This window comes from Janthinobacterium agaricidamnosum NBRC 102515 = DSM 9628 (assembly GCF_000723165.1).
Classification (GTDB): Bacteria; Pseudomonadota; Gammaproteobacteria; order Burkholderiales; family Burkholderiaceae_D; genus Janthinobacterium; species Janthinobacterium agaricidamnosum.
Genome location: NZ_HG322949.1, coordinates 4,184,370 through 4,201,613, shown reverse-complemented (window position 1 = coordinate 4,201,613; position 17,244 = coordinate 4,184,370). Strand labels below are relative to the sequence as shown.

Below are 17,244 nucleotides of genomic sequence, written 5' to 3'. Positions count from 1 at the left end.
AAGCTCGCGGTATCTCCCTGGAGATGCATAATCATTTATCACTGGAGATAATAGTGGCTGTACAAACATCAATGCTGCATGTACGCGTGGACGAAGAAATGAAGTTGCAAGCCCATCAAACCCTGGCGGCGATGGGGATGACCGTGTCGGATGCGGTGCGTTTGTTCTTGCATCGCGTGGTTGCCGACCAGGCAATCCCATTCGAACTCAAGGTGTCCAATGGGGCCGGCCGGGTGGAGCAGCAAGGCGCTGGACAACAGCTGCGCGCGCTCGGCGCGTTAAGCGAATAGTTCGCGACACATCGGTATCAGCAATTCGCGTAGCCAGCGGTGGCCGGCGTCGCTTTCGTGACGCCGGTGCCACGCCAGGCTGATGTTGTTGGACGGCACCTCGAACGGGATTGCCGCCCTATGGATATGCTGGCTCAGCGGGTGGTGGCGGAAGAAATTATCCGACATCACGCAAATCAAATCGCTAACCAGCAGCAAATCGACCAGGCCATAAAAATTATTGATGGTCATGGCGACCCTGCGCCGCACGCCGCGCTGTTCCAGCAAGTCGTCGATCAAGCCGACCGGATTTCCCGACAGCGACACCAGCAAGTGGTCGGCGGCCAGGAAGTCCGCCATTCCCAGCGCCGTGCCGGCCAGCGGGTGGTCTTCGCGCATGGCGCAGATATAGTGCGCGTCGAACATCGCTTGCTGGCGGATTTCCGCTCCCGGCACAGCTGCGCCCGACATCGCCAGGTCGACTTCGTTATCGACCAGGATTTGCCGCGTATCGTGGATATGCCATGGCACGGCCAAAATATCGATGCCCGGCGCCTGCGCTTCGAGCACGCGGCGCAAGCGCGGCCACACCGGATAGGTGATGAAATCGTTGACCGACAGCCGGAAGCGGCGTTGCGCGCTGGCCGGGTCGAATGGCGCCGGGAGCCCGGCGGCGCGGATCGCCGTCAGCGGCGCGCCTATGCCGGCCCATAATTCCAGTGCCTTCGGGGTCGGCTTGATGCCGCGCCCGTCCTTGATGAACAGCGGATCGTTCCACAACTGGCGCATGCGCACCACCGCGTTGCTGACCGCCGGCTGCGACAGCGCCAATCGCTGTGCGGCGCGGGTCATCGAACCCTCGCTCATGATGGCATCGAAAATATTCAGCAGGTGCAGGTCGATATCGCGCATACATCATTATGGATGATGTATATTGGAAAAAACCATGATTAGACAAATAAATGATGGCGGACGATACTGGATTTTTCAATGCATTCAACAAGGAAACCAGCATGTCCACTCCTCTCGACATCACCCAGCAATTCTTCGGCAGCGTAGGCGCACGCGACTTGCCAGCCATCGTAGCCCTGTTCGCCGACCATATCGAATGGTTTGTACCGGGTAATTTTCCATGGTCGGGCCGGCGTACCGAGAAAGCCCAGGTACGCGACTTTTTCGAGACCATGTGGCCGTACACGGTGGCCGGCAAGAATGAAGTCTTGAACTCGAAAATGATCGCTTCCGGCAATGACGTAGCGCTGTTCGCAACCTTCCGCCAAACCCTGGTCAGCACCGGCCAGACCTTCACCGTTGCCGTGGCGGCCCACCTGACGATCGAAGACGGCAAGATCGTCGCGCTGAACATGGTCGAAGACACCATGGCCGTCTCGGCCGCGTTCGGCTTCAATTAACGCTCACAGCATAGGCTCAAGCCGGCCCTGGCGGTCCAGCGCCAGCAAGTCGTCGAAGCCGCCGACATGGTATTCGCCGATGAAAATCTGCGGCACGGTGCGGCGGCCGGAGCGCGCCATCATTTCCGCCATTTTGCCGCGGTCGCTGTCGATATTGATTTCAGTCGGCGTCACGCCTTTGCCCGCCAATAATTTCTTGGCCATTGCGCAATACCCGCAGCCATTGCTGCTGTACACGGTAACGTGGCTCGACAGATTGCTCATGATCATTCCTTTATGCTGGTTGACTGGTTGTACCGCCGGTGTGGCACCGGCATGAAAATAGTATAAGCAAGCGGAATGGATTATTGGATGCTGATAATGGTCAATTAATTGTCTGATCGTCTCAAATCTGGTGTGCCAGTGCGGCCTTGTCCATGCCAGTCGCGCCTATGCCGGCGCCAGTCGTGGAACTTTGATCAAAAAAAGATTACTCAATAATGCAATGTGTGTAAAAAAATATTTTCTTTTTGCACTGCAAAGTAGCGCCATTTATTGATTATCTATTACAGGCATTTAAACCCAACCATGATCCCTAATAACAATTATTCCCGGATTCCCCCATCTGTTCCGGCCAGCAATTCTTCGCGATCCTCTCATCCGATGCCGGTCGTGCAGCAAGCTCCGGTGTCCACCGCTTCCAGCGGTAGGCCGCGTACCTCGTCCGCCGACCGTAATCGCGCGGTCTCGCAAAAACTGAGCGCCCAGCATCGGGACTTGATGATCGCCGAGGTGCGCAAGCGACTGTGGGCAATCGGGGATAGCGTATTGGGCCGGTCTTTTACCAAGTCCCATCTGTCGATGGCTGTGATGCTCGATGTCTTATGGGAGCAGCATTATAAGAAAAGCATGACCGCGCTGGCCACGTCCGATGACCAGCCTGTGCAAGAAATGTTCAAGGCCATGCATGAATCGATCTGGACCCAATATCCGCCGAATGCGCAACCGCTGTCGGAGCTGATTAAAAAAGATAATTGCAAGCCGAAGATTAAAGAAACATTCAATCTGCTGAAGAAGGATTTCAACGATCATCCGCCTTTGGAAGGTATCAAGGACAGCGACCGCTGGCAACTGCTGGTCGATGGACGGAAATTGGAGGACATGCAGAAATACGGGATCAAGCCCAATCCCTTGCACGCATTTTTATTCGATACCGATGCCGGCTATGCCCACGGCATGGCGAGCTCCTTGATCGGGACGGCGCAACTGGCCGCCAAACCAGGGCAGGTCAGCGCCGACGATGTGATCGCGCTGCATAAAATACACTCGGTCGGCGATATCGAATCACGCGGCATGGGGTTTCGCGCACACTTTTCCGCGGACGGCATCATACGCGCGCTGAACGATATGCATGCGCTGCATACACAAAGCGGAAACAAGTTCTCGGCCAATCTGAAAGTCGGCGACATCACGTTCATCTGGATGCCAAATCATGGAAGAGGGCACGTGCTGGTGCCCGGCTCGAATAAACCGTTGCCATGGGACTCCAGCATCCCGCCCGAGCAAATGAGAAGCCGGCTTGCCCAATTGGGCCTGGAAGGCGGGAAGCTGTATCAAGCGCAATATGCCCGAGAGTCGCTGCCGGAAGCGGATTTGAAGGAAATGGTCAGCAAAACCCTGAATGACTATTACGTCGGCATCAGGAAGCGGCGCATTACGCCTGAGGAAAAGACGCTGCTGGCCCTCCAGGTTTACCACCGGCTCGAATTTACCCATGCTTTCACAGATGGAAATTTCCGCGTTGCGTCCAACGTCATGAACGCCTTGCAGATGCGCCAGGGCGAGCCGATCGGCGTATTCCATGACCCTAACCTGAGCGATGGCAGTTCCAGCAAAGAAGCATTGCAGCAATTCCGTCAGGGCCAAATGCGGTTTTACGAGCCCTGAGCGATAGCCGGCACAGCGACGGGAACAGCCGGCGGCGCCGTCTGTTCCCCTTGATTATTGAATCACTTGCACCTTGTCGGCGTAATACTCGGTTTCCCCGAAGCATTCCGTCGGTACGCCTTTATGCTGGCTGTAAGTGATCAGCAGGCGCTTGCCGGCGGCCGCCGACAATTGCCTGGCGACTTCTTCATTGCGTACGCTGAATTGGAACTTTTCCGGGATGGTGCCGGGCAAGGCGGTCAGCAGGATTTCGCCTTCCCACGTCTTGCAGATCCAGCCCCGCTTGGAAAATTTTTGCAGATAGCCGGCCCGTTCGCCTTCGGAATACGAAAAGCTGAGCGTGATCCAGCAATACGCGGCAAAAATCAGCAGGGCGGCGATGATGAAGCCGATCAGAACCAGTGTGACTTTTTTGGATGTTGTTGTCATAGTGTCGTCGAGTGGGTGAGGGCGTTGCAGGCGAGTCCTCGCAGTTTAGTCCTTGCGCCCGGCGGTCCAGTTCAATCCAAAGCCATAACGTTGATCCATCGCCTGGTGCGCCGTGATTTTACCTTGCCCGCCAAAGTATTCCACCAATTTTGTCACTTGCAGGTTGCCGCCGTGGTTCTCGAGCATGGCGATGGCGCACATCGACAGCTTGCTGTCGCTGTCCATTCGCACTTCGACCGAAGGCTGGCCGGGGATGTCGATGGTCACCACGCCGTCGGTCGCGGCCCAGTTCGGCACGCCGTCATAGATGAAGGCGTACACCAGCACCCGCTGGATCTGGTCGAAATGCACGCCATTGATGAAGATGTTTTCGCCGTCGCTGACGTTGCCGGTGCGGTCGTCGCCTTCCAGGTGGATGTACGGCGGCCGCTCGTACGCGCCCCAGCTATTGCCCAGCGCTTGCACCGCGCTCTTGGCGCCGTTGCTCATTTCAAACAGGCAGCCGATGTCGAGGTCGATGCCGTTGGCCGGGCTGGATGGCTTGCTGAACAATTTGCCGAGGAAGCCGCCGCTATCTTGCTGCTGGGCCGGCGCCGGGCCCTGGTTCCAGTTCAGGTTGACGCGGATGCGGCCGTAACCCTGGCTGTCGCGCTTGTCGAGCGAGATTTTATCGCCGCGTTTTTCGAGGCGGATTTTCGACAGCGAGATCTTCGGCGCTTCCGCGGCCGGGACCGGTGCTGGCGACTGGGCCGCCTCGCTGCCGCCGAAATGCTTCAGCAGCGCCCCCAGGCCGCCGGCAAAACCCTGGCCGACGGCGCCGAAGCGCCAGCTGCCGTCGCGGCGGTACAACTCGCCGACGATGACGGCTTTTTCATCCTGGAAGTCGCTGCCGAAAAAGGCGAATTGCGCGGCCTGGCCCAGTTGCAGCGACGACGGACCCAGCGAGCGCATCGCGCCCTGGTCGGCGGCGGCGGTGAACACCAGCTTGTCGATGCTGGCCGGCAGGCGCGCCAGGTCGACCTGGAACACCGAACGGGCGCCGTTCAAGTCCAGCGTGACGGCGTTATCCGGCGCATTCTTCTGGTTGAAAAACACCATGTAGCGGTCGTCCGATAATTTGCCGCCAGCATCCAGGCCGAAGCAGCTGACGTCGGTTTCCATCGCGCCGGAGGCGATCTCGAGTGTGACCTGGAATGGTCCGTTCAGGCCGAGGTCGGCGAGTTTGCCTTTTTGGCCGCGCGTGAAGTTGGTCATGGTCGTATCTCCCCTTGATCGGTAATCGGAATGTGCGAAATGTGCTGAATGTTCGGTACTGGCGGGTTCATGGTGTGGTCCGCCGTCATGGTATCACCGGCGTGGCGGATGCCGAACAGGCGCGCCTGTTCGATGATGCGTTGCGCCCAGTTGCTGTGGGTCGCCACTTCGCACATCGATTCCTGCATGCGGAATACGGCCGGGCTGTCCGGGTCGATGATGCGCAACGCCAGCTCGATGTCCGCTTGCGCCACCTGGTAATGGCGTTCGATGTGCGGCACCTGGTCGGGATGGATGGCGGTCTTGGCGATCATGCCGTGCGCCATGTCTTGCGCCACTTCGGCGTCCAGCCACGCGTGCTGCGACAGGTGTTCGAACACCGGCGCGGTCAGCGCAAAACCGTGCGGCCGGAAGGTGGTGACCAGGCGTGCGATCACCTGGCCCAGCGGGGTCTGGTAAATGGTGCCGCTGGTCGGGCGGCGCAAGCCGAGCAGCGCCAATAAATCGTTGCCGCCGATGCGCAGCGCGAGGATGCGGTGGCGCACCTGCGGTACATTCAACTGGCGGCAAAACAGCTTCATTTCCTCGTCGTCGAACACTTCCGCCGTTTCCAGCGTCGGCATCAGCAAGTGCTGGGTGTGGCGCACCTGGCTGAAATAATGGTCGAAATTGTGGCGGGTGGTTTTCGGCAGCACGAAGCCGGCCAGTTTATGCGCGCCCGGCATCAGCAGCACGCGCCCCAGGATGTCGGCGTTGCGCACGCGCACAAAGCGCAGCGTGTCCGATTCCTCGGCCATGTTTTGCAGCGCCAGCGACAGGTTGAACAGCGCGTAGCTGAGGTCGCGTTCGGCGATTGCGTCCTCGGTGCAAAAGATCACCGAACGCAAATGGCCCATCTTGTCGCCGTTGGCGATCGCCAGCAAATCCTTGTGGATGCTCGGCACATATAAAGAGGCGCCCAGCGCCGGTTTATGGGCGCTGTGCTGATAGCTGGAATTATCCATCGACTGCACTCCTGATCAGGGCGACCGCCTGGTAGGGCAGCGCCGGTTCCACCGTCACCGGTATCGATTTCTCTTGCGCCAAAAGCAGTAAATGTGCCACGTCCGGCGCATGCGTGTCGCGCACGATCAGGCGCTGCGGCGCGCGCCGCAGCAAGACCCGGGTGGCTTCGCCGATGCCGGGTTTGATCAGGTTGATGTCGCCGATGCCGTACTGCGATTGTGCCGCCGCCATGTAAGCGTGGGAGCGGGCCGCCATGGCCGCGGCGTCGATCGCTTGCGCCCGCGGCACGCCTTCCGTTTGCGCCAATCCAATGGCGTCGGCGACCAGGCCGTCGGCGAACTGGCGCGACTGGTCGTGCGCCTCGAACTGGCCGTAATACAGGCAGCCGTGGAAGTCGTCCGGGCCGATCGCCGCGTTCAGCACCGAGCGGCTGACCAGCCCCGACACGGTGGCGTTCAGGATGCTCGACGGGATCAGGTAATCGTCGGCCGAGGCGGCGCAGGCGGCCGTGCCTGCCAGGTCGGACAGCACGTACAGGCCGCCGTCGATGGCCGTGCCGTGGGCTGCATTGAATGCGCCCACGGCATGGCGCAATTCGCGCGAAATCACGCCCTTGCCGGTCCAGCCGTCGACGAATACCAGCGACTCCGGGGCATGGCCCTGTTGCAGGATGTGGCGCAGCGCGACGGCGTCGATGCCGCGGTCGCGGATGATCGACACCGAGTAATGCTGGCAGTCGCGCTGGAACACGCGGCGCAGCAGATGGGCCAGGATCACCCCGACCGGCGTGCCGGCGCGGGCCAGCGACACCAGCGCGATGGGGCCGTCGCGGCGCACCGCGATCAGCGCGGCCAGGCGCAGGCAGTCGCGCGCCATTTGCCGGCGGTTGGCCGCATAGGCGCTGCGGAACAGTTCCAGGTAGGCCGGCGACGGCAGCGCTTCGGGCGACAGCATTTCGCTGTAGTGGCGCTGGCCGGACTGGATCAGCCTTTCCTTCTCGTCGATGTCGAGGATCGGTTCCAGCGCGATCGGTTTCAACAGGAAGGTGACATCGTCGGCGCGGTAGCTGCCGGAAAAATCGACGGCGCTTTTATTCACCATCATAAGGCCGCCACCGTCAGCGCCGCCAGCTGGGTGCCCTTCGGTACGATGGCGTAGTCGCAGGCCGCCATGAAGCGCGCGTCGGAGCGGCTGTCGCCCATGCCGAAGCTGAGGATGGGGCCGTGCTCCGCCTCCAGTTCGGCGCGCAGGTACGATACCGCGCGCGCCTTGTTCAAACTTTTCGGCAGCAGCGCCAGGTTGTTGCCGTTGCGGTGGATGAAGTAGTCGGCGCCTTCCGTGGCGAGCCAGTCCTGCAGCACTTGCTGTTCGATGTCGGCCAGCCGTTCGGCGCGCGCCTCATGGTCCTTGACGACGACATAAAACGGCGTCGCGTAATCTTCGATCAGGCGCGCGCGCGACGGCAAGCCGGCCTTGGCCTGGAAGTCGTCGATGACGCGCATCGCTTCGCGCAGGCCGGGCAGGGCGAGCTGCATATCGTTTTGCATCAGCGACAGCCAGCCGCCGTCCAGCGCGCCGCCCGGTTGCAGCACGATGCCGCCGTAATCGAGCACGGCGTAGCTGGAAAACGGCAAGTCGACCCGGCTGAACGCGTCGGCGTTGCGCGCGGTGGCCGGGATCAGGGTCATGCCGCCGTGGGCGAATTCCATGAAGGCGCGTTGGCGCGGCGTCGTGAACGAGCAGGCGTCGCCGTTTTTCAGGTAGGCGGCCGCTTGCAGGTCGACTTCCGAGGCGCATTTTTTGGGCGTCTGGAACAGGGTGTCGTCGAGGTCAACGAACAGGAATTTCTTCAATTTGGGTCTCTGACTGAAAGTGGAACAGGCGGCCATGCAATTGGCCGGCGAGTTGAAACAGGGCGTCGCTGGCCGGTGTTTCGTGACAAATCAAGACGTGCCGGTATTGTCCCGCTGCGACGTTGTACAGGTAGTTGGTCACGCCTTCGCCGTAATTGTCGGGGCACGACACGATAGCGCCGACATCGCCCCACGACAGGATCGGCGAGCGTGTCGTCGATTGCAGCACCACGTTCTTGCCCAGCGCTTCGAGCGCGCGTGCCAGCAAGAACGACGGGTGCATGAATTCGCCGGTGCCGAGCACCAGCACGCTTTCATCGTCGCCGATCTGCGCCGCTAATTTTTCGGCCAGCGCCGCCGGCGCGGCCAGGGGCCGTTCGATGCCGATGCGGCCGAAAGATGCGCTGGCGCCGCGTTCGGCGTCGGCTTCAAAACGCTGGGCCGGCGCGGCCGCCGGCGCCGGCTGCTCACCCGCCGTGAAATGGTATTGGCCGGACAGCGCGGCGCCGACCGTGACCGGCATGCCGAAGCGCTCCGACAACCCGGCATTGGCGGTCTCGCCCATGAAGTTGGTGATCAGCGCCAGGTGCAGCCGCTGCAGCGACGGATAGCGCGCGCGGCAGGCGTGGGCCAGGTTGACGAAGGTATTGCCGGTGCTCGCCTCATCGTCGACCAGCACCAGGCTGGAGGCGCTGTCGAACAGCGCGCTCGCTTGCGGCGACAGGTGCAGGAACTGGCGCGGCGCATGGCTGTGCGACTCTTCGAATTCAAAGAACGGCACGCTGCCGACCCGGTAGCGCGAGCTGTGCAGGAATAGCGCCTGACGGCCCGGATTGGCGCGCAGCCACGCTTCGAACACGCCCTGGCCGAGGCCGATCGCGGTTTCCGCCATCGCGATGAACACCACCGTGCCTTGCAGGCTGCCGGGGATTTGCGCGGCCAGGTCGTCATGCAGGCTTTGCATGACGCGGGGAGTGACTGGCCAATGCTTGCCGAGCACCTTGGACAGGAACAGGAAGCCGCGCCTGGCGTTGGCGCGCGCGGCAAAACCGATCAGGTCATCGAGCGGGAAGCGCGCCTGGTCGACTTGCACAGTCAGTGCGCCGGTCGGCATGTGGCGGGTAATCCGGCCGCTCATGGCAGCTCCACCGCGTACGCCAGTTCGCCGATGCGCTTGCCGTCCTGTACCGGCGGCACGCTGACCTGGTCAAAGCCCCGGTCGAAACCGACCAGCGCGATATACGGCAGGTTGGGACCGGCGGCGCACGCCATGCCGATGCCGCCCGACATGCGCGGATTGATTTCCAGCAGCGCCAGGCCATTGCGGCCTTCGCGGAACTGGATGTTGAACACGCCGTTCAGCTGATAGTCGCGCGCGAGTTTTTCGCAACACGCCAGGATGTCGGCGCGGCTGTCGATGAGTTGGCCGGCGCCGCCGGTATGCGGTTTCTTACGCGGGATGGCGCACACCAGCCGGCCATGGTCGGCCACGCAATCGGCGCTGTATTCATGGCCGTCCAGGTATTCCATCAGCAGCAGCGGCTTGAAGCTGGCCATCTGCGCCAGGCCGGCGCGCAGCTCTTGCGCATTGATCTGGTAGGCGGCGCCGGCCAGCAGCAATTGCGCGCCGTTGCGCTCTTCATCCAGCACCGCGAAGCCGAGGCCGTACACCGATTCGGACGGCTTGATGCACAGTGTATCGTGCAGCGGCCGCAGCTCGGCGTAGGCGGCATCGTATTGCGCGATGGTCGACACGGCGCGAAATTGCGCCGGCGGCGCCAGCGGCAAATCCAGGCCGGCGCAAAAGCGCGCCTTGTCATGCATCAGGAGCAGCGTTGCGGCGCTGGCGACGCTCAGCACGCGCACGCCGATGGCGGCGAATCGTTCGCGCTGCGCGTCTATCAGCCCCGCTTCCTTGCCGGGCCAGAAAATCGTGATGCCGCGCTCGCGGCAAAAGACCAGGCACCAGTCCAGGTAAGCCTGGCCGGTCAGGCCGGCCGGCTCGACCGCGTATTCATGCGCCGCCAGGAAGGCCGCCGCGTGGGCGTTGGTATTGCTGCAGACGATGTGATAACGCTGTTCGCCATCGGCGTCGCGTATCAGTTTGATGGCCGTGCCGACCGAGGAAAAAGTTTTATTGAACCAGACGCGTTGCATTCGAGACCTGTGAGTGGGACGGGTTGGTAGGGGAAAATCGGCGGTTGGCGTTTGGTCGACGCCAACCCGACCTGCCTGGGGCAGGGTTTGAATGCCGGCTCGATTAACCGGGCTTGCCGGTTTGCGTCCATTTCAGGAACGCATCGCGGTTGCGCGAGCAGACGAAGACCTTGCCGGCGCCGGAAAAACGCAGCACGATGCCTTCGCCGCTGGTGACGCTGTTGACGATATTGCCGAGGAAACCGCCGATGCCGCCGCTACCGCCGCCGGTGGTCACCGAGATTTCATATTTCAGCGTATTGTCCCAGCATACCACGTGCGAATTATCGATCACCACATCCTTGCCCGGTTCGACGTCGAGCTGGAACATCGAACCGAAACCGGACACCACTACCTGGCCGCTGCCGGAGGTTTCCATGACAAAAAAGCCGCCCGACTGGGCGAACAGCGCATTGCCGAGGCTTTGCGTGCGCACCTTCATTTCGGTGCCGGAGGTGGCGGCGACGAAGGCGCCGTCGTTCAGCAAATATTGGCGGGCGCCGACGTCGACCACTTCGATCGCGCCGGGCAGCGTCGGCGACAACAGGCAATCGCCGTTGCCGCGCACCGCTTCGATATGCTGCTGGAAAAACGATTCGCCGTTGGCGAAGCGGCGCATGATGGCGCTGCCGATGCCGCCGGTCATCTTGCCCTTCAAGTCGAGCGCGGTTTCCATCATCACCATCGCATCCGATTCGCAATAGATGGTTTCGCCCTGTTTCAGGCTGACGTGCAAAAATGGATCGACGTCGCCGGTGGTGGTAAATACTGGCATAGGAATCTCCCAAAAAAAAGCCGCCTGAGCGATGTCACGGCGGCTGTAACAGCATTGAATTTGCCTTCAGGGAGCTCTCAAAACCGTAGCGAGCGGCTCAAGTTCCGGCAGAGAAGCGCAAGTGTACGCAGGCACACTGCGCATCGCAGGCCGGAAATCGGGCCGCGCAGCAGGTTTTTAGAGCCGCCCTTTATGCGTTGACGCCGAACGAGCGTGCGAGTGGTCCGAGGCCGCCGTTGAAACCCTGGCCGATCGCCTTGAATTTCCATTCGCCGTTGTGGCGGTAGACTTCGCCGAAAATCATCGCGGTTTCGGTCGAGCTGTCTTCGGACAGGTCGTAGCGCGCGATTTCGCGCTGGCCATCGGCGTTCAGGCAGCGGATGTACGCTTTCGACACCATGCCGAAATTCTGGCGGCGCGCGTCGGCGTCATGGATGGTCACGGTGATGGCGATGCGCTCGATACCGGCTGGAACTTTTTCCAGGTCGATCACCAATTGTTCGTCGTCGCCGTCGCCTTCGCCGGTCTGGTTGTCGCCGGTGTGCAGCACCGAGCCGTCGGCCGATTTCAGGTTGTTGTAGAAAATAAAGTCGGAGTCGCCGCGGACTTTGCCGTCAGCTTTCAGCAGAAAGGCGCTGCCGTCAAGGTCAAAGGTGGCGCCGTCGGTCGAGCGTGGATCCCAGCCGAGGCCGATGATGATCTTCTTCAGGTTCGGTGCTTCCTTGCTCAGGTTGACGTTGCCGCCTTTTTGCAAACTAATTGCCATGGTGAATCTCCTTATTTAAATAACACCGCACAATCACTGTGGGGTTTGTCATGTCAGGCATGCGGCGAGCGGCGCATGTCGTGTATGCATGCTCGCTGCATTTCCTCGATGTGGGGATGAAGTCCCCGTTTTCAATCCTGTGCCGGCTGTTGTTTTTTATAACGTATCGACGACCACAGCGACACCAGGATGAATGCGACGCCGGACAGGCCGGTGAACCATTCCGGGATATGGAACCTGACGCTGGCCAGCATGATCAGCGCCAGGATGCCGATTGCATAATGGGCACCATGTTCCAGGTAAACGAATTCGTCCAGCGTGCCTTTGTGCACCAGGAACACCGTCATCGAACGCACGAACATGGCGCCGATGGCCAGGCCCAGCATGATGATGACGACATCGTTGGTGATCGCGAACGCGCCGATCACGCCGTCGAAACTGAACGACGCATCCAGCACTTCCAGGTACAGGAAACCGCCGATGCTGCCGCGCGAAATCATCTTGCCGATGGCGGGATCGGATTCCTCCTCTTCCAGCAGCTTGCTGATCCAGCCCACCGCGACATAGATCGCCACGCCCAGCACGCCGGACGCCAGCACGCTGTACTTATTGGCTTCCGGAACTTGCGTGACGCAGCCGAAGATCGCGCCCAGCGTCAGCAGGATGGCAAAGCCTTCGGAACCGAGCGAGCCCACTTTTTCTTCGATCCAGCCCAGCCAGTGCAATTGTTTTTCTTCATCGAACAAAAAGTTCAGGAATACCAGCAACAGGAAGGCGCCGCCGAAGGCCGCCACTTGCGCATGGTGTTCGGTCAGGTGACGCGCATATTCGGTCGGTGTGGTGGTGGCCATGGTCCACACGTCGAGCAGGCCGAGGCCGGTGGCGACCGATACGATCAGCAGCGGGAACAGCAGGCGCATGCCGAACACCGCCACCAGGATACCGACGGTGAGAAACAGTTTCTGCCAGAACGCATTCCAGTGGCGCAGCACGGAGGCGTTTACCACCGCATTATCGAACGACAGCGACACTTCCATCACGCCGAGCACGGCGGCGATCCACAGCCCCTGGATCATGCCGGACACACCGCCATGGCTGTAACCCCACCAGCCGGCGACCGCCATCAAGATGAAGGTGACAATAAAAGAAAGCGTGAAATGCCGCATGAATGAACCCCGTTGGAAAATTAGTTGTCGTAATGAATGTACCGTCGGCCGTACTTGTATTTATTGATACATAATAATTGTTGTATATGACGCCATGATTTTATATTAGTTAAGTTCGCGCATGCGAATTTAACGATTGAGGCGTGCGCGTCATTGCGGAAATTCGAGCACACATGGACGCTGCAGCAGCGTTTTTTTTTGTGGCAGGGCGCTGCTTAAAATTGAATCCCATTCGCGCATTTATTTCTGATTGGCACACCTTGCATCGCGTAGAATATTGACGCGGCAATGCTTGGCCGCCCAATGCCTGGACGCCGCGCGGGCTGCTCGGCATGGATGCGTATGCCGCCTGATGACGAGACGATGATCCTGACCTTGCGGGGATGGGGTCTGCAAACCAAAAACAATAAACCTGTTAATTCACATGATGTCCCCTTCATTTCCTGTGCAAGCGCGCCGCGCCGCCAAGTTGCTTTCGCCTGTATTGTTTTCACTGTACCTGGCCGGCGCGCTGCTGGTCCCGCACACCGCTGCCGCGGCTCCCCTGTCGACGGTCCAGATGGCCGTCGGCAAGGATCGCTGGTCCTTGGCCGTGGCCCGCGACTGGCTGCCGCGTACCGACGCGGCGCTGGCCTCGGCGTATGCATTATTGCATGATCAATACGACATCAGCCCAGACCAGACGCGGCATTGGGTAATCGCTACCTCGGCCGCCGACGTGGTGGATGGGGCGGCCGCGCGCATCCTGCTCGAAGCGGGCTTGACCGAAGCCGAGCTGCGCGACAGGGCGCTGCTGCATCCGCTCAGGGTCGTCATGTACCAGGCGTTTGACCGCCTGAGCGCAGGCAATCTGAGCCGATTGCCGGCGTGGCTGCCGTCCGCGCTGGCCGATACGCTTGCCCGGGAATCGGTCGACGCCTTGCGCCTGCCGCCGCCGGCGGAACTCGAAAAGGACATACCCTTGTGGGATACGGCGAAGCGCCGGCCGCCGGCGCCAGCCGGCAGCGTGGAGCGCGTGGTGCTGCGTCCTTCGCCGAAAAGCCGGATCGCCATGGCCATCTTGCGCGACCGCCTGGGCGATCGATTTCATCGTGCCATGAAGTCGTATCTGATGGCCAGCGGGCGCAGCGATTTTAATGCGTCGGATGCGTTCACTTCCCAGCTCGGCATAAGCGAACGCGAATTGGCCGCCATGGCTGAGCGTCAATGGAGTCAGCGTCCGGCGCCGGCCGCGTCTGCCCAGGCGGGCGGCGCTGCAGTGAGCCCGCATATCACTGTGCGCATGGGCGGCTACGTCAGGGACGGCTACGCCGACCGGGTCGAGCAAAACGCGCTGCCGCTGGTGCGCCAGGCCACCGTGCGCTTCGATGACTTGATGGGCGAGCTGTGGCATGTCCGGGTCGGGCACGATGTCACGGTCTATCTGGCGGCCGGGGCCGAAGACTATAAACAGGTGCTGGCGCAAGACATGCACACCAAAGAGGCGATCGCCGAAACGGAAAGCGAAGTCAGCGGCGGCATGTCGAACCGGCGCGGGCAGATCGCGATCAAGTTCAACAGCAAGGACAATCCCGATAAGGCGAATCAGCGGGCGGTGCGCACCACGATGCACGAATTGACGCATCAGATCCAGTACCAGTTGGCTGATGGCAAGTCCGGTTTCCGTCCGCCGCACTGGATGATGGAGGGGCCGGCCAAGTTGATCGAATACCTGTTTTCGGAACAAATGCCGTTGGGCGACGGCGAACCGGAAGCCGTCTATGCATGGCGCCAGGCCTCGCTCAAATGGTGGCGTACCGGTAACAAGACCGGGTTGACGCCAGAGGAGCTGGTGGATGCCGGTAGTGGTCCCGGCTGGCTGAAGATGATGAAAGATCATCGCGGCAACTACGAAATGGCGACGCTGATGCTGATGTATCTGAAGGCTGTCAGCGGCGAGCATTTTTTCACCGGACTGGCCAACTATTATCGCCTGAGCGGACATGCCGGCCAGAATCATCAGCTAGCGTTTGAAGAAAGTTTTGGCATCAGCGAAAGCGATTTTGTTGCCGACTTTAAACTGTGGCTGGCAAGGCAATAAGCGGCAATCAGCGCGTAGGCACGCAGGCAGGTTGGCGGCGTTTTGCGGCGGCGAGGTCGCCGGCTGGTTCGCCAGCGGCAGGCGATCTGCGATAATTGTGGATTATTTTTATTATTTATATTGCACAAGGAACACCGTATGGATATCGCCTACCTCGTCACGCCCCTGATTACCTGGACATTGGTCGGTCCGATCAAGTTCTTGATCAACAGCATACGTACCCGGCAATGGGCGTTCGGGCTGGTCGGCAATGGCGGCTTTCCCAGCAACCATAGCGCGGTGGTGTCGAGCATGGCGACGCTGATCGCCTTGCGTGAAGGGATCAGTTCGCCGGCCTTTGGCGTCGCCGTGACTTTGTTGTTCATCGTCATCATCGACGCCAACAGCTTGCGCCAGCACGTCGGCAAGCAGGCGGCCGCGATCAATCGCCTGGCCAAGGAGGACGGCGGCCATCGATGGCTGCGCGAGCGCATGGGCCACACGCTGGTCGAGATCGCCGGCGGTTTGTGCACCGGTATTTTGATTGCGCATGGTATCAATGCCGTGCTGGGACGCGGCTGGTAAGGCGAGCGTCCGGCAATACGTCCAGGGCGGCGTTGCCTTGCCTTGCCGACCATTCGTACTGTTGAACGTATTGCCAGGCGCTGTCTTATTCAGCCCGCCGCCCGGCGGGTCTGGCGTCCTGTATGCATATCTTGCATATCTTGCATACCTTGCCTACAACCGTCTCCCCGGCGGCGGGTTTCACTAAAAAACCACTCGATTGCATTTCAGTAGCCGAAATCTGCGTTTCAGGCATGAATTCCCACATTCCAGGAATCCGCTGATTGACAGCCCTACTAGCGACATGGATACTCTGGCGCTTGCTGCTTTAATAAAAAAATTCCGCCTGAATTCCGCCTGAATCACAGATCAATAAATTTCGGAGAACTACCCTATGTTGCGCAAAACTATTATTGTCCTGGCGATCGCTTCCGCCCTGGTGGCATGTGGCAAGGAAGCCAAGGACACCGGCAAGGGTAAGGCCGGTGATAAAACAGCCAGCGCAAGCGCCGAAGCCGTATTGTTGATCGCGTCGGAAGACTTGCTGACGATCCAGAATAACGCCCTGGCTTCCGGGCCGGCGGTCACCGGTTCGGTGCAGCCGGAGCGCAACGCCGATTTGCGGGCGGAAGTGTCGGCCGTGGTGTTGCAGGTATTGAAAGAAAATGGCGAAGCCGTCAAGCGCGGCGATTTGCTGGTGCGGCTCGATGAAACGGCGATCCGCGACAGCCTCAATTCGGCCGAGGAAGCCACCCGCGCCGCCAACCAGACGCTGGAGCAGGCGCAGCGCATGTTCGAACGCATGAAAACCCTGCGCACGTCGGGCATGACGTCGACCCAGGCGCTGGAAGACGCGGAAATCCGCCGCAACAATGCGCAAAGCGACCTGGCCGCGGCCAAGACCCGTTCGGTGCAGGCGCGCCAGCAATTGCAGCGCACGCTGGTGCGGGCGCCGTTCGACGGCATCGTCAGCGAGCGCAAGGTGTCGAATGGCGACACGGCGCAAATCGGCAAGGAATTGATCAAGGTGATCGATCCGAGCAGCATGCGCTTTGAAGGATTGGTGTCGGCCGACAAGATCAGCGAAGTCAAGGTCGGCCAGGCGGTGCGTTTCGCCATCAACGGTTATCCGGGCCAGAGCTTTAACGGCAAGGTGCGGCGCGTCGATCCGGCCGCCAATCCGGTCACGCGCCAGGTCGCGGTATTGGTCGACTTTAGCGATGCCGCGCGGCCCGGCGTGGCCGGCCTGTATGCGGAAGGCCGCATCGAAACGAGCAGCGTGTCGGCGCTGATGTTGCCGGAATCGGCGCTGCTGCAGGTTGGCGACAAGGCGTACACGTGGCGCCTGAAAGACAAGACCCTGAACAAGGTGGCGCTGGTGATCGGCGTGCGCGACGCCCGTACCGGCGACTGGGAAGTGCGTTCCGGCCTGGCCGGCGGCGACAGCGTGATGCGGCGTCCCGGTTCCAATTTCAAGGACGGCCAGAAAGTCGACCTGGTCGCGCCGAAGGCGGCGCCGGCCGCGGTCGCCTCGACATCGGCATCGGCTGTGGCCGGCAAGGGAAACTAA

18 protein-coding genes are annotated in these 17,244 nt (G+C 60.8%); 6 read left to right on the top strand and 12 right to left on the bottom strand.

What is annotated here, in order from left to right:
* Positions 1 to 71 precede the first annotated feature (71 nt).
* Positions 72 to 290: a type II toxin-antitoxin system RelB/DinJ family antitoxin gene (locus tag GJA_RS18005; RefSeq protein WP_038494893.1), complete on the top strand. Its 219-nt coding sequence runs from the start codon at positions 72 to 74 to the stop codon at positions 288 to 290.
* On the opposite strand, the gene GJA_RS18000 is transcribed toward GJA_RS18005, so the two are convergent.
* Entirely contained in the window at positions 279 to 1,181 is a 903-nt protein-coding gene (locus tag GJA_RS18000; protein WP_038494890.1) for a LysR family transcriptional regulator, read from the bottom strand. The genes GJA_RS18005 and GJA_RS18000 overlap by 12 nt on opposite strands.
* Before the next feature lie 101 nt (positions 1,182 to 1,282).
* Here GJA_RS18000 and GJA_RS17995 point away from each other — a divergent pair, with 101 nt between their 5' ends.
* Positions 1,283 to 1,681 carry a nuclear transport factor 2 family protein gene (locus GJA_RS17995; RefSeq protein ID WP_038500321.1) on the top strand — a complete coding sequence of 133 codons (399 nt, stop codon included), beginning with the start codon at positions 1,283 to 1,285 and terminating at the stop codon, positions 1,679 to 1,681.
* A 3-nt stretch (positions 1,682 to 1,684) separates the two neighbouring features.
* Here GJA_RS17995 and grxC read toward each other — a convergent pair whose 3' ends face one another.
* The gene (gene grxC, locus GJA_RS17990; RefSeq protein WP_038494887.1) at positions 1,685 to 1,945 is read right to left on the bottom strand and encodes a glutaredoxin 3; all 261 of its coding nucleotides are present in this window, start codon (positions 1,943 to 1,945) and stop codon (positions 1,685 to 1,687) included.
* A gap of 402 nt (positions 1,946 to 2,347) precedes the next feature.
* Between grxC and GJA_RS17985 the strand changes: the two genes are divergently transcribed.
* A complete protein-coding gene (locus GJA_RS17985; protein ID WP_144241584.1) occupies positions 2,348 to 3,607 on the top strand; it encodes a hypothetical protein in 1,260 nt (419 codons plus the stop codon).
* A 54-nt stretch (positions 3,608 to 3,661) separates the two neighbouring features.
* On the opposite strand, the gene GJA_RS17980 is transcribed toward GJA_RS17985, so the two are convergent.
* The 10 genes from GJA_RS17980 to GJA_RS17935 all read right to left on the bottom strand — a co-directional run bounded on the left by GJA_RS17980 (position 3,662) and on the right by GJA_RS17935 (position 13,051).
* Entirely contained in the window at positions 3,662 to 4,036 is a 375-nt protein-coding gene (locus tag GJA_RS17980; protein ID WP_038494880.1) for a hypothetical protein, read from the bottom strand.
* Between the two features lie 45 nt (positions 4,037 to 4,081).
* Positions 4,082 to 5,290: a TerD family protein gene (locus tag GJA_RS17975; protein ID WP_038494877.1), complete on the bottom strand. Its 1,209-nt coding sequence runs from the start codon at positions 5,288 to 5,290 to the stop codon at positions 4,082 to 4,084.
* Complete coding sequence (locus GJA_RS17970; RefSeq protein WP_051781067.1) at positions 5,287 to 6,294, bottom strand: HpcH/HpaI aldolase/citrate lyase family protein; 1,008 nt, start codon at positions 6,292 to 6,294, stop codon at positions 5,287 to 5,289. The genes GJA_RS17975 and GJA_RS17970 overlap by 4 nt, the downstream gene beginning before the upstream one ends.
* Positions 6,287 to 7,399, bottom strand: coding sequence for a cysteine protease StiP family protein (locus GJA_RS17965; RefSeq protein ID WP_242404573.1), 1,113 nt, complete (start codon positions 7,397 to 7,399; stop codon positions 6,287 to 6,289). Before GJA_RS17965 ends, GJA_RS17970 begins: the two co-directional genes overlap by 8 nt.
* Positions 7,396 to 8,148 carry an HAD family hydrolase gene (locus tag GJA_RS17960; RefSeq protein WP_038494873.1) on the bottom strand — a complete coding sequence of 251 codons (753 nt, stop codon included), beginning with the start codon at positions 8,146 to 8,148 and terminating at the stop codon, positions 7,396 to 7,398. The genes GJA_RS17965 and GJA_RS17960 overlap by 4 nt, the downstream gene beginning before the upstream one ends.
* A complete protein-coding gene (locus GJA_RS17955; RefSeq protein ID WP_038494870.1) occupies positions 8,126 to 9,286 on the bottom strand; it encodes a phosphoribosyltransferase domain-containing protein in 1,161 nt (386 codons plus the stop codon). The genes GJA_RS17960 and GJA_RS17955 overlap by 23 nt, the downstream gene beginning before the upstream one ends.
* Entirely contained in the window at positions 9,283 to 10,305 is a 1,023-nt protein-coding gene (locus tag GJA_RS17950) for an ATP-grasp domain-containing protein (protein ID WP_038494867.1), read from the bottom strand. The genes GJA_RS17955 and GJA_RS17950 overlap by 4 nt, the downstream gene beginning before the upstream one ends.
* A gap of 103 nt (positions 10,306 to 10,408) precedes the next feature.
* Positions 10,409 to 11,119 (bottom strand): TIGR00266 family protein, encoded by a 711-nt coding sequence (locus GJA_RS17945; RefSeq protein ID WP_038494864.1) that lies wholly within the window; start codon positions 11,117 to 11,119, stop codon positions 10,409 to 10,411.
* Positions 11,120 to 11,309: 190 nt separating this feature from the next.
* Positions 11,310 to 11,885: a TerD family protein gene (locus GJA_RS17940; RefSeq protein ID WP_038494861.1), complete on the bottom strand. Its 576-nt coding sequence runs from the start codon at positions 11,883 to 11,885 to the stop codon at positions 11,310 to 11,312.
* A 131-nt stretch (positions 11,886 to 12,016) separates the two neighbouring features.
* Entirely contained in the window at positions 12,017 to 13,051 is a 1,035-nt protein-coding gene (locus tag GJA_RS17935) for a DUF475 domain-containing protein (RefSeq protein ID WP_038494858.1), read from the bottom strand.
* Between the two features lie 424 nt (positions 13,052 to 13,475).
* Here GJA_RS17935 and GJA_RS17930 point away from each other — a divergent pair, with 424 nt between their 5' ends.
* The 3 genes from GJA_RS17930 to GJA_RS17920 all read left to right on the top strand — a co-directional run bounded on the left by GJA_RS17930 (position 13,476) and on the right by GJA_RS17920 (position 17,244).
* A complete protein-coding gene (locus GJA_RS17930) occupies positions 13,476 to 15,131 on the top strand; it encodes a hypothetical protein (protein ID WP_061301626.1) in 1,656 nt (551 codons plus the stop codon).
* Positions 15,132 to 15,269: 138 nt separating this feature from the next.
* On the top strand, positions 15,270 to 15,695 hold the full coding sequence (locus GJA_RS17925) for a divergent PAP2 family protein (RefSeq protein WP_038494852.1): 426 nt from the start codon (positions 15,270 to 15,272) through the stop codon (positions 15,693 to 15,695).
* 373 nt (positions 15,696 to 16,068) lie between these two features.
* Positions 16,069 to 17,244 (top strand): efflux RND transporter periplasmic adaptor subunit, encoded by a 1,176-nt coding sequence (locus tag GJA_RS17920; protein WP_038494849.1) that lies wholly within the window; start codon positions 16,069 to 16,071, stop codon positions 17,242 to 17,244.

Coding starts and splice junctions, on each gene's coding strand:
- GJA_RS18005 (WP_038494893.1), top strand. CDS start 72: ATGCTGCATGTACGCGTGGACGAAGAAATGAAGTTGCAAGCCCATCAA.
- GJA_RS17950 (WP_038494867.1), bottom strand. CDS start 10,305: ATGCAACGCGTCTGGTTCAATAAAACTTTTTCCTCGGTCGGCACGGCC.
- GJA_RS17975 (WP_038494877.1), bottom strand. CDS start 5,290: ATGACCAACTTCACGCGCGGCCAAAAAGGCAAACTCGCCGACCTCGGC.
- GJA_RS17945 (WP_038494864.1), bottom strand. CDS start 11,119: ATGCCAGTATTTACCACCACCGGCGACGTCGATCCATTTTTGCACGTC.
- GJA_RS18000 (WP_038494890.1), bottom strand. CDS start 1,181: ATGCGCGATATCGACCTGCACCTGCTGAATATTTTCGATGCCATCATG.
- GJA_RS17980 (WP_038494880.1), bottom strand. CDS start 4,036: ATGACAACAACATCCAAAAAAGTCACACTGGTTCTGATCGGCTTCATC.
- GJA_RS17995 (WP_038500321.1), top strand. CDS start 1,283: ATGTCCACTCCTCTCGACATCACCCAGCAATTCTTCGGCAGCGTAGGC.
- grxC (WP_038494887.1), bottom strand. CDS start 1,945: ATGAGCAATCTGTCGAGCCACGTTACCGTGTACAGCAGCAATGGCTGC.
- GJA_RS17920 (WP_038494849.1), top strand. CDS start 16,069: ATGTTGCGCAAAACTATTATTGTCCTGGCGATCGCTTCCGCCCTGGTG.
- GJA_RS17925 (WP_038494852.1), top strand. CDS start 15,270: ATGGATATCGCCTACCTCGTCACGCCCCTGATTACCTGGACATTGGTC.
- GJA_RS17935 (WP_038494858.1), bottom strand. CDS start 13,051: ATGCGGCATTTCACGCTTTCTTTTATTGTCACCTTCATCTTGATGGCG.
- GJA_RS17930 (WP_061301626.1), top strand. CDS start 13,476: ATGATGTCCCCTTCATTTCCTGTGCAAGCGCGCCGCGCCGCCAAGTTG.
- GJA_RS17940 (WP_038494861.1), bottom strand. CDS start 11,885: ATGGCAATTAGTTTGCAAAAAGGCGGCAACGTCAACCTGAGCAAGGAA.
- GJA_RS17970 (WP_051781067.1), bottom strand. CDS start 6,294: ATGGATAATTCCAGCTATCAGCACAGCGCCCATAAACCGGCGCTGGGC.
- GJA_RS17955 (WP_038494870.1), bottom strand. CDS start 9,286: ATGAGCGGCCGGATTACCCGCCACATGCCGACCGGCGCACTGACTGTG.
- GJA_RS17965 (WP_242404573.1), bottom strand. CDS start 7,399: ATGATGGTGAATAAAAGCGCCGTCGATTTTTCCGGCAGCTACCGCGCC.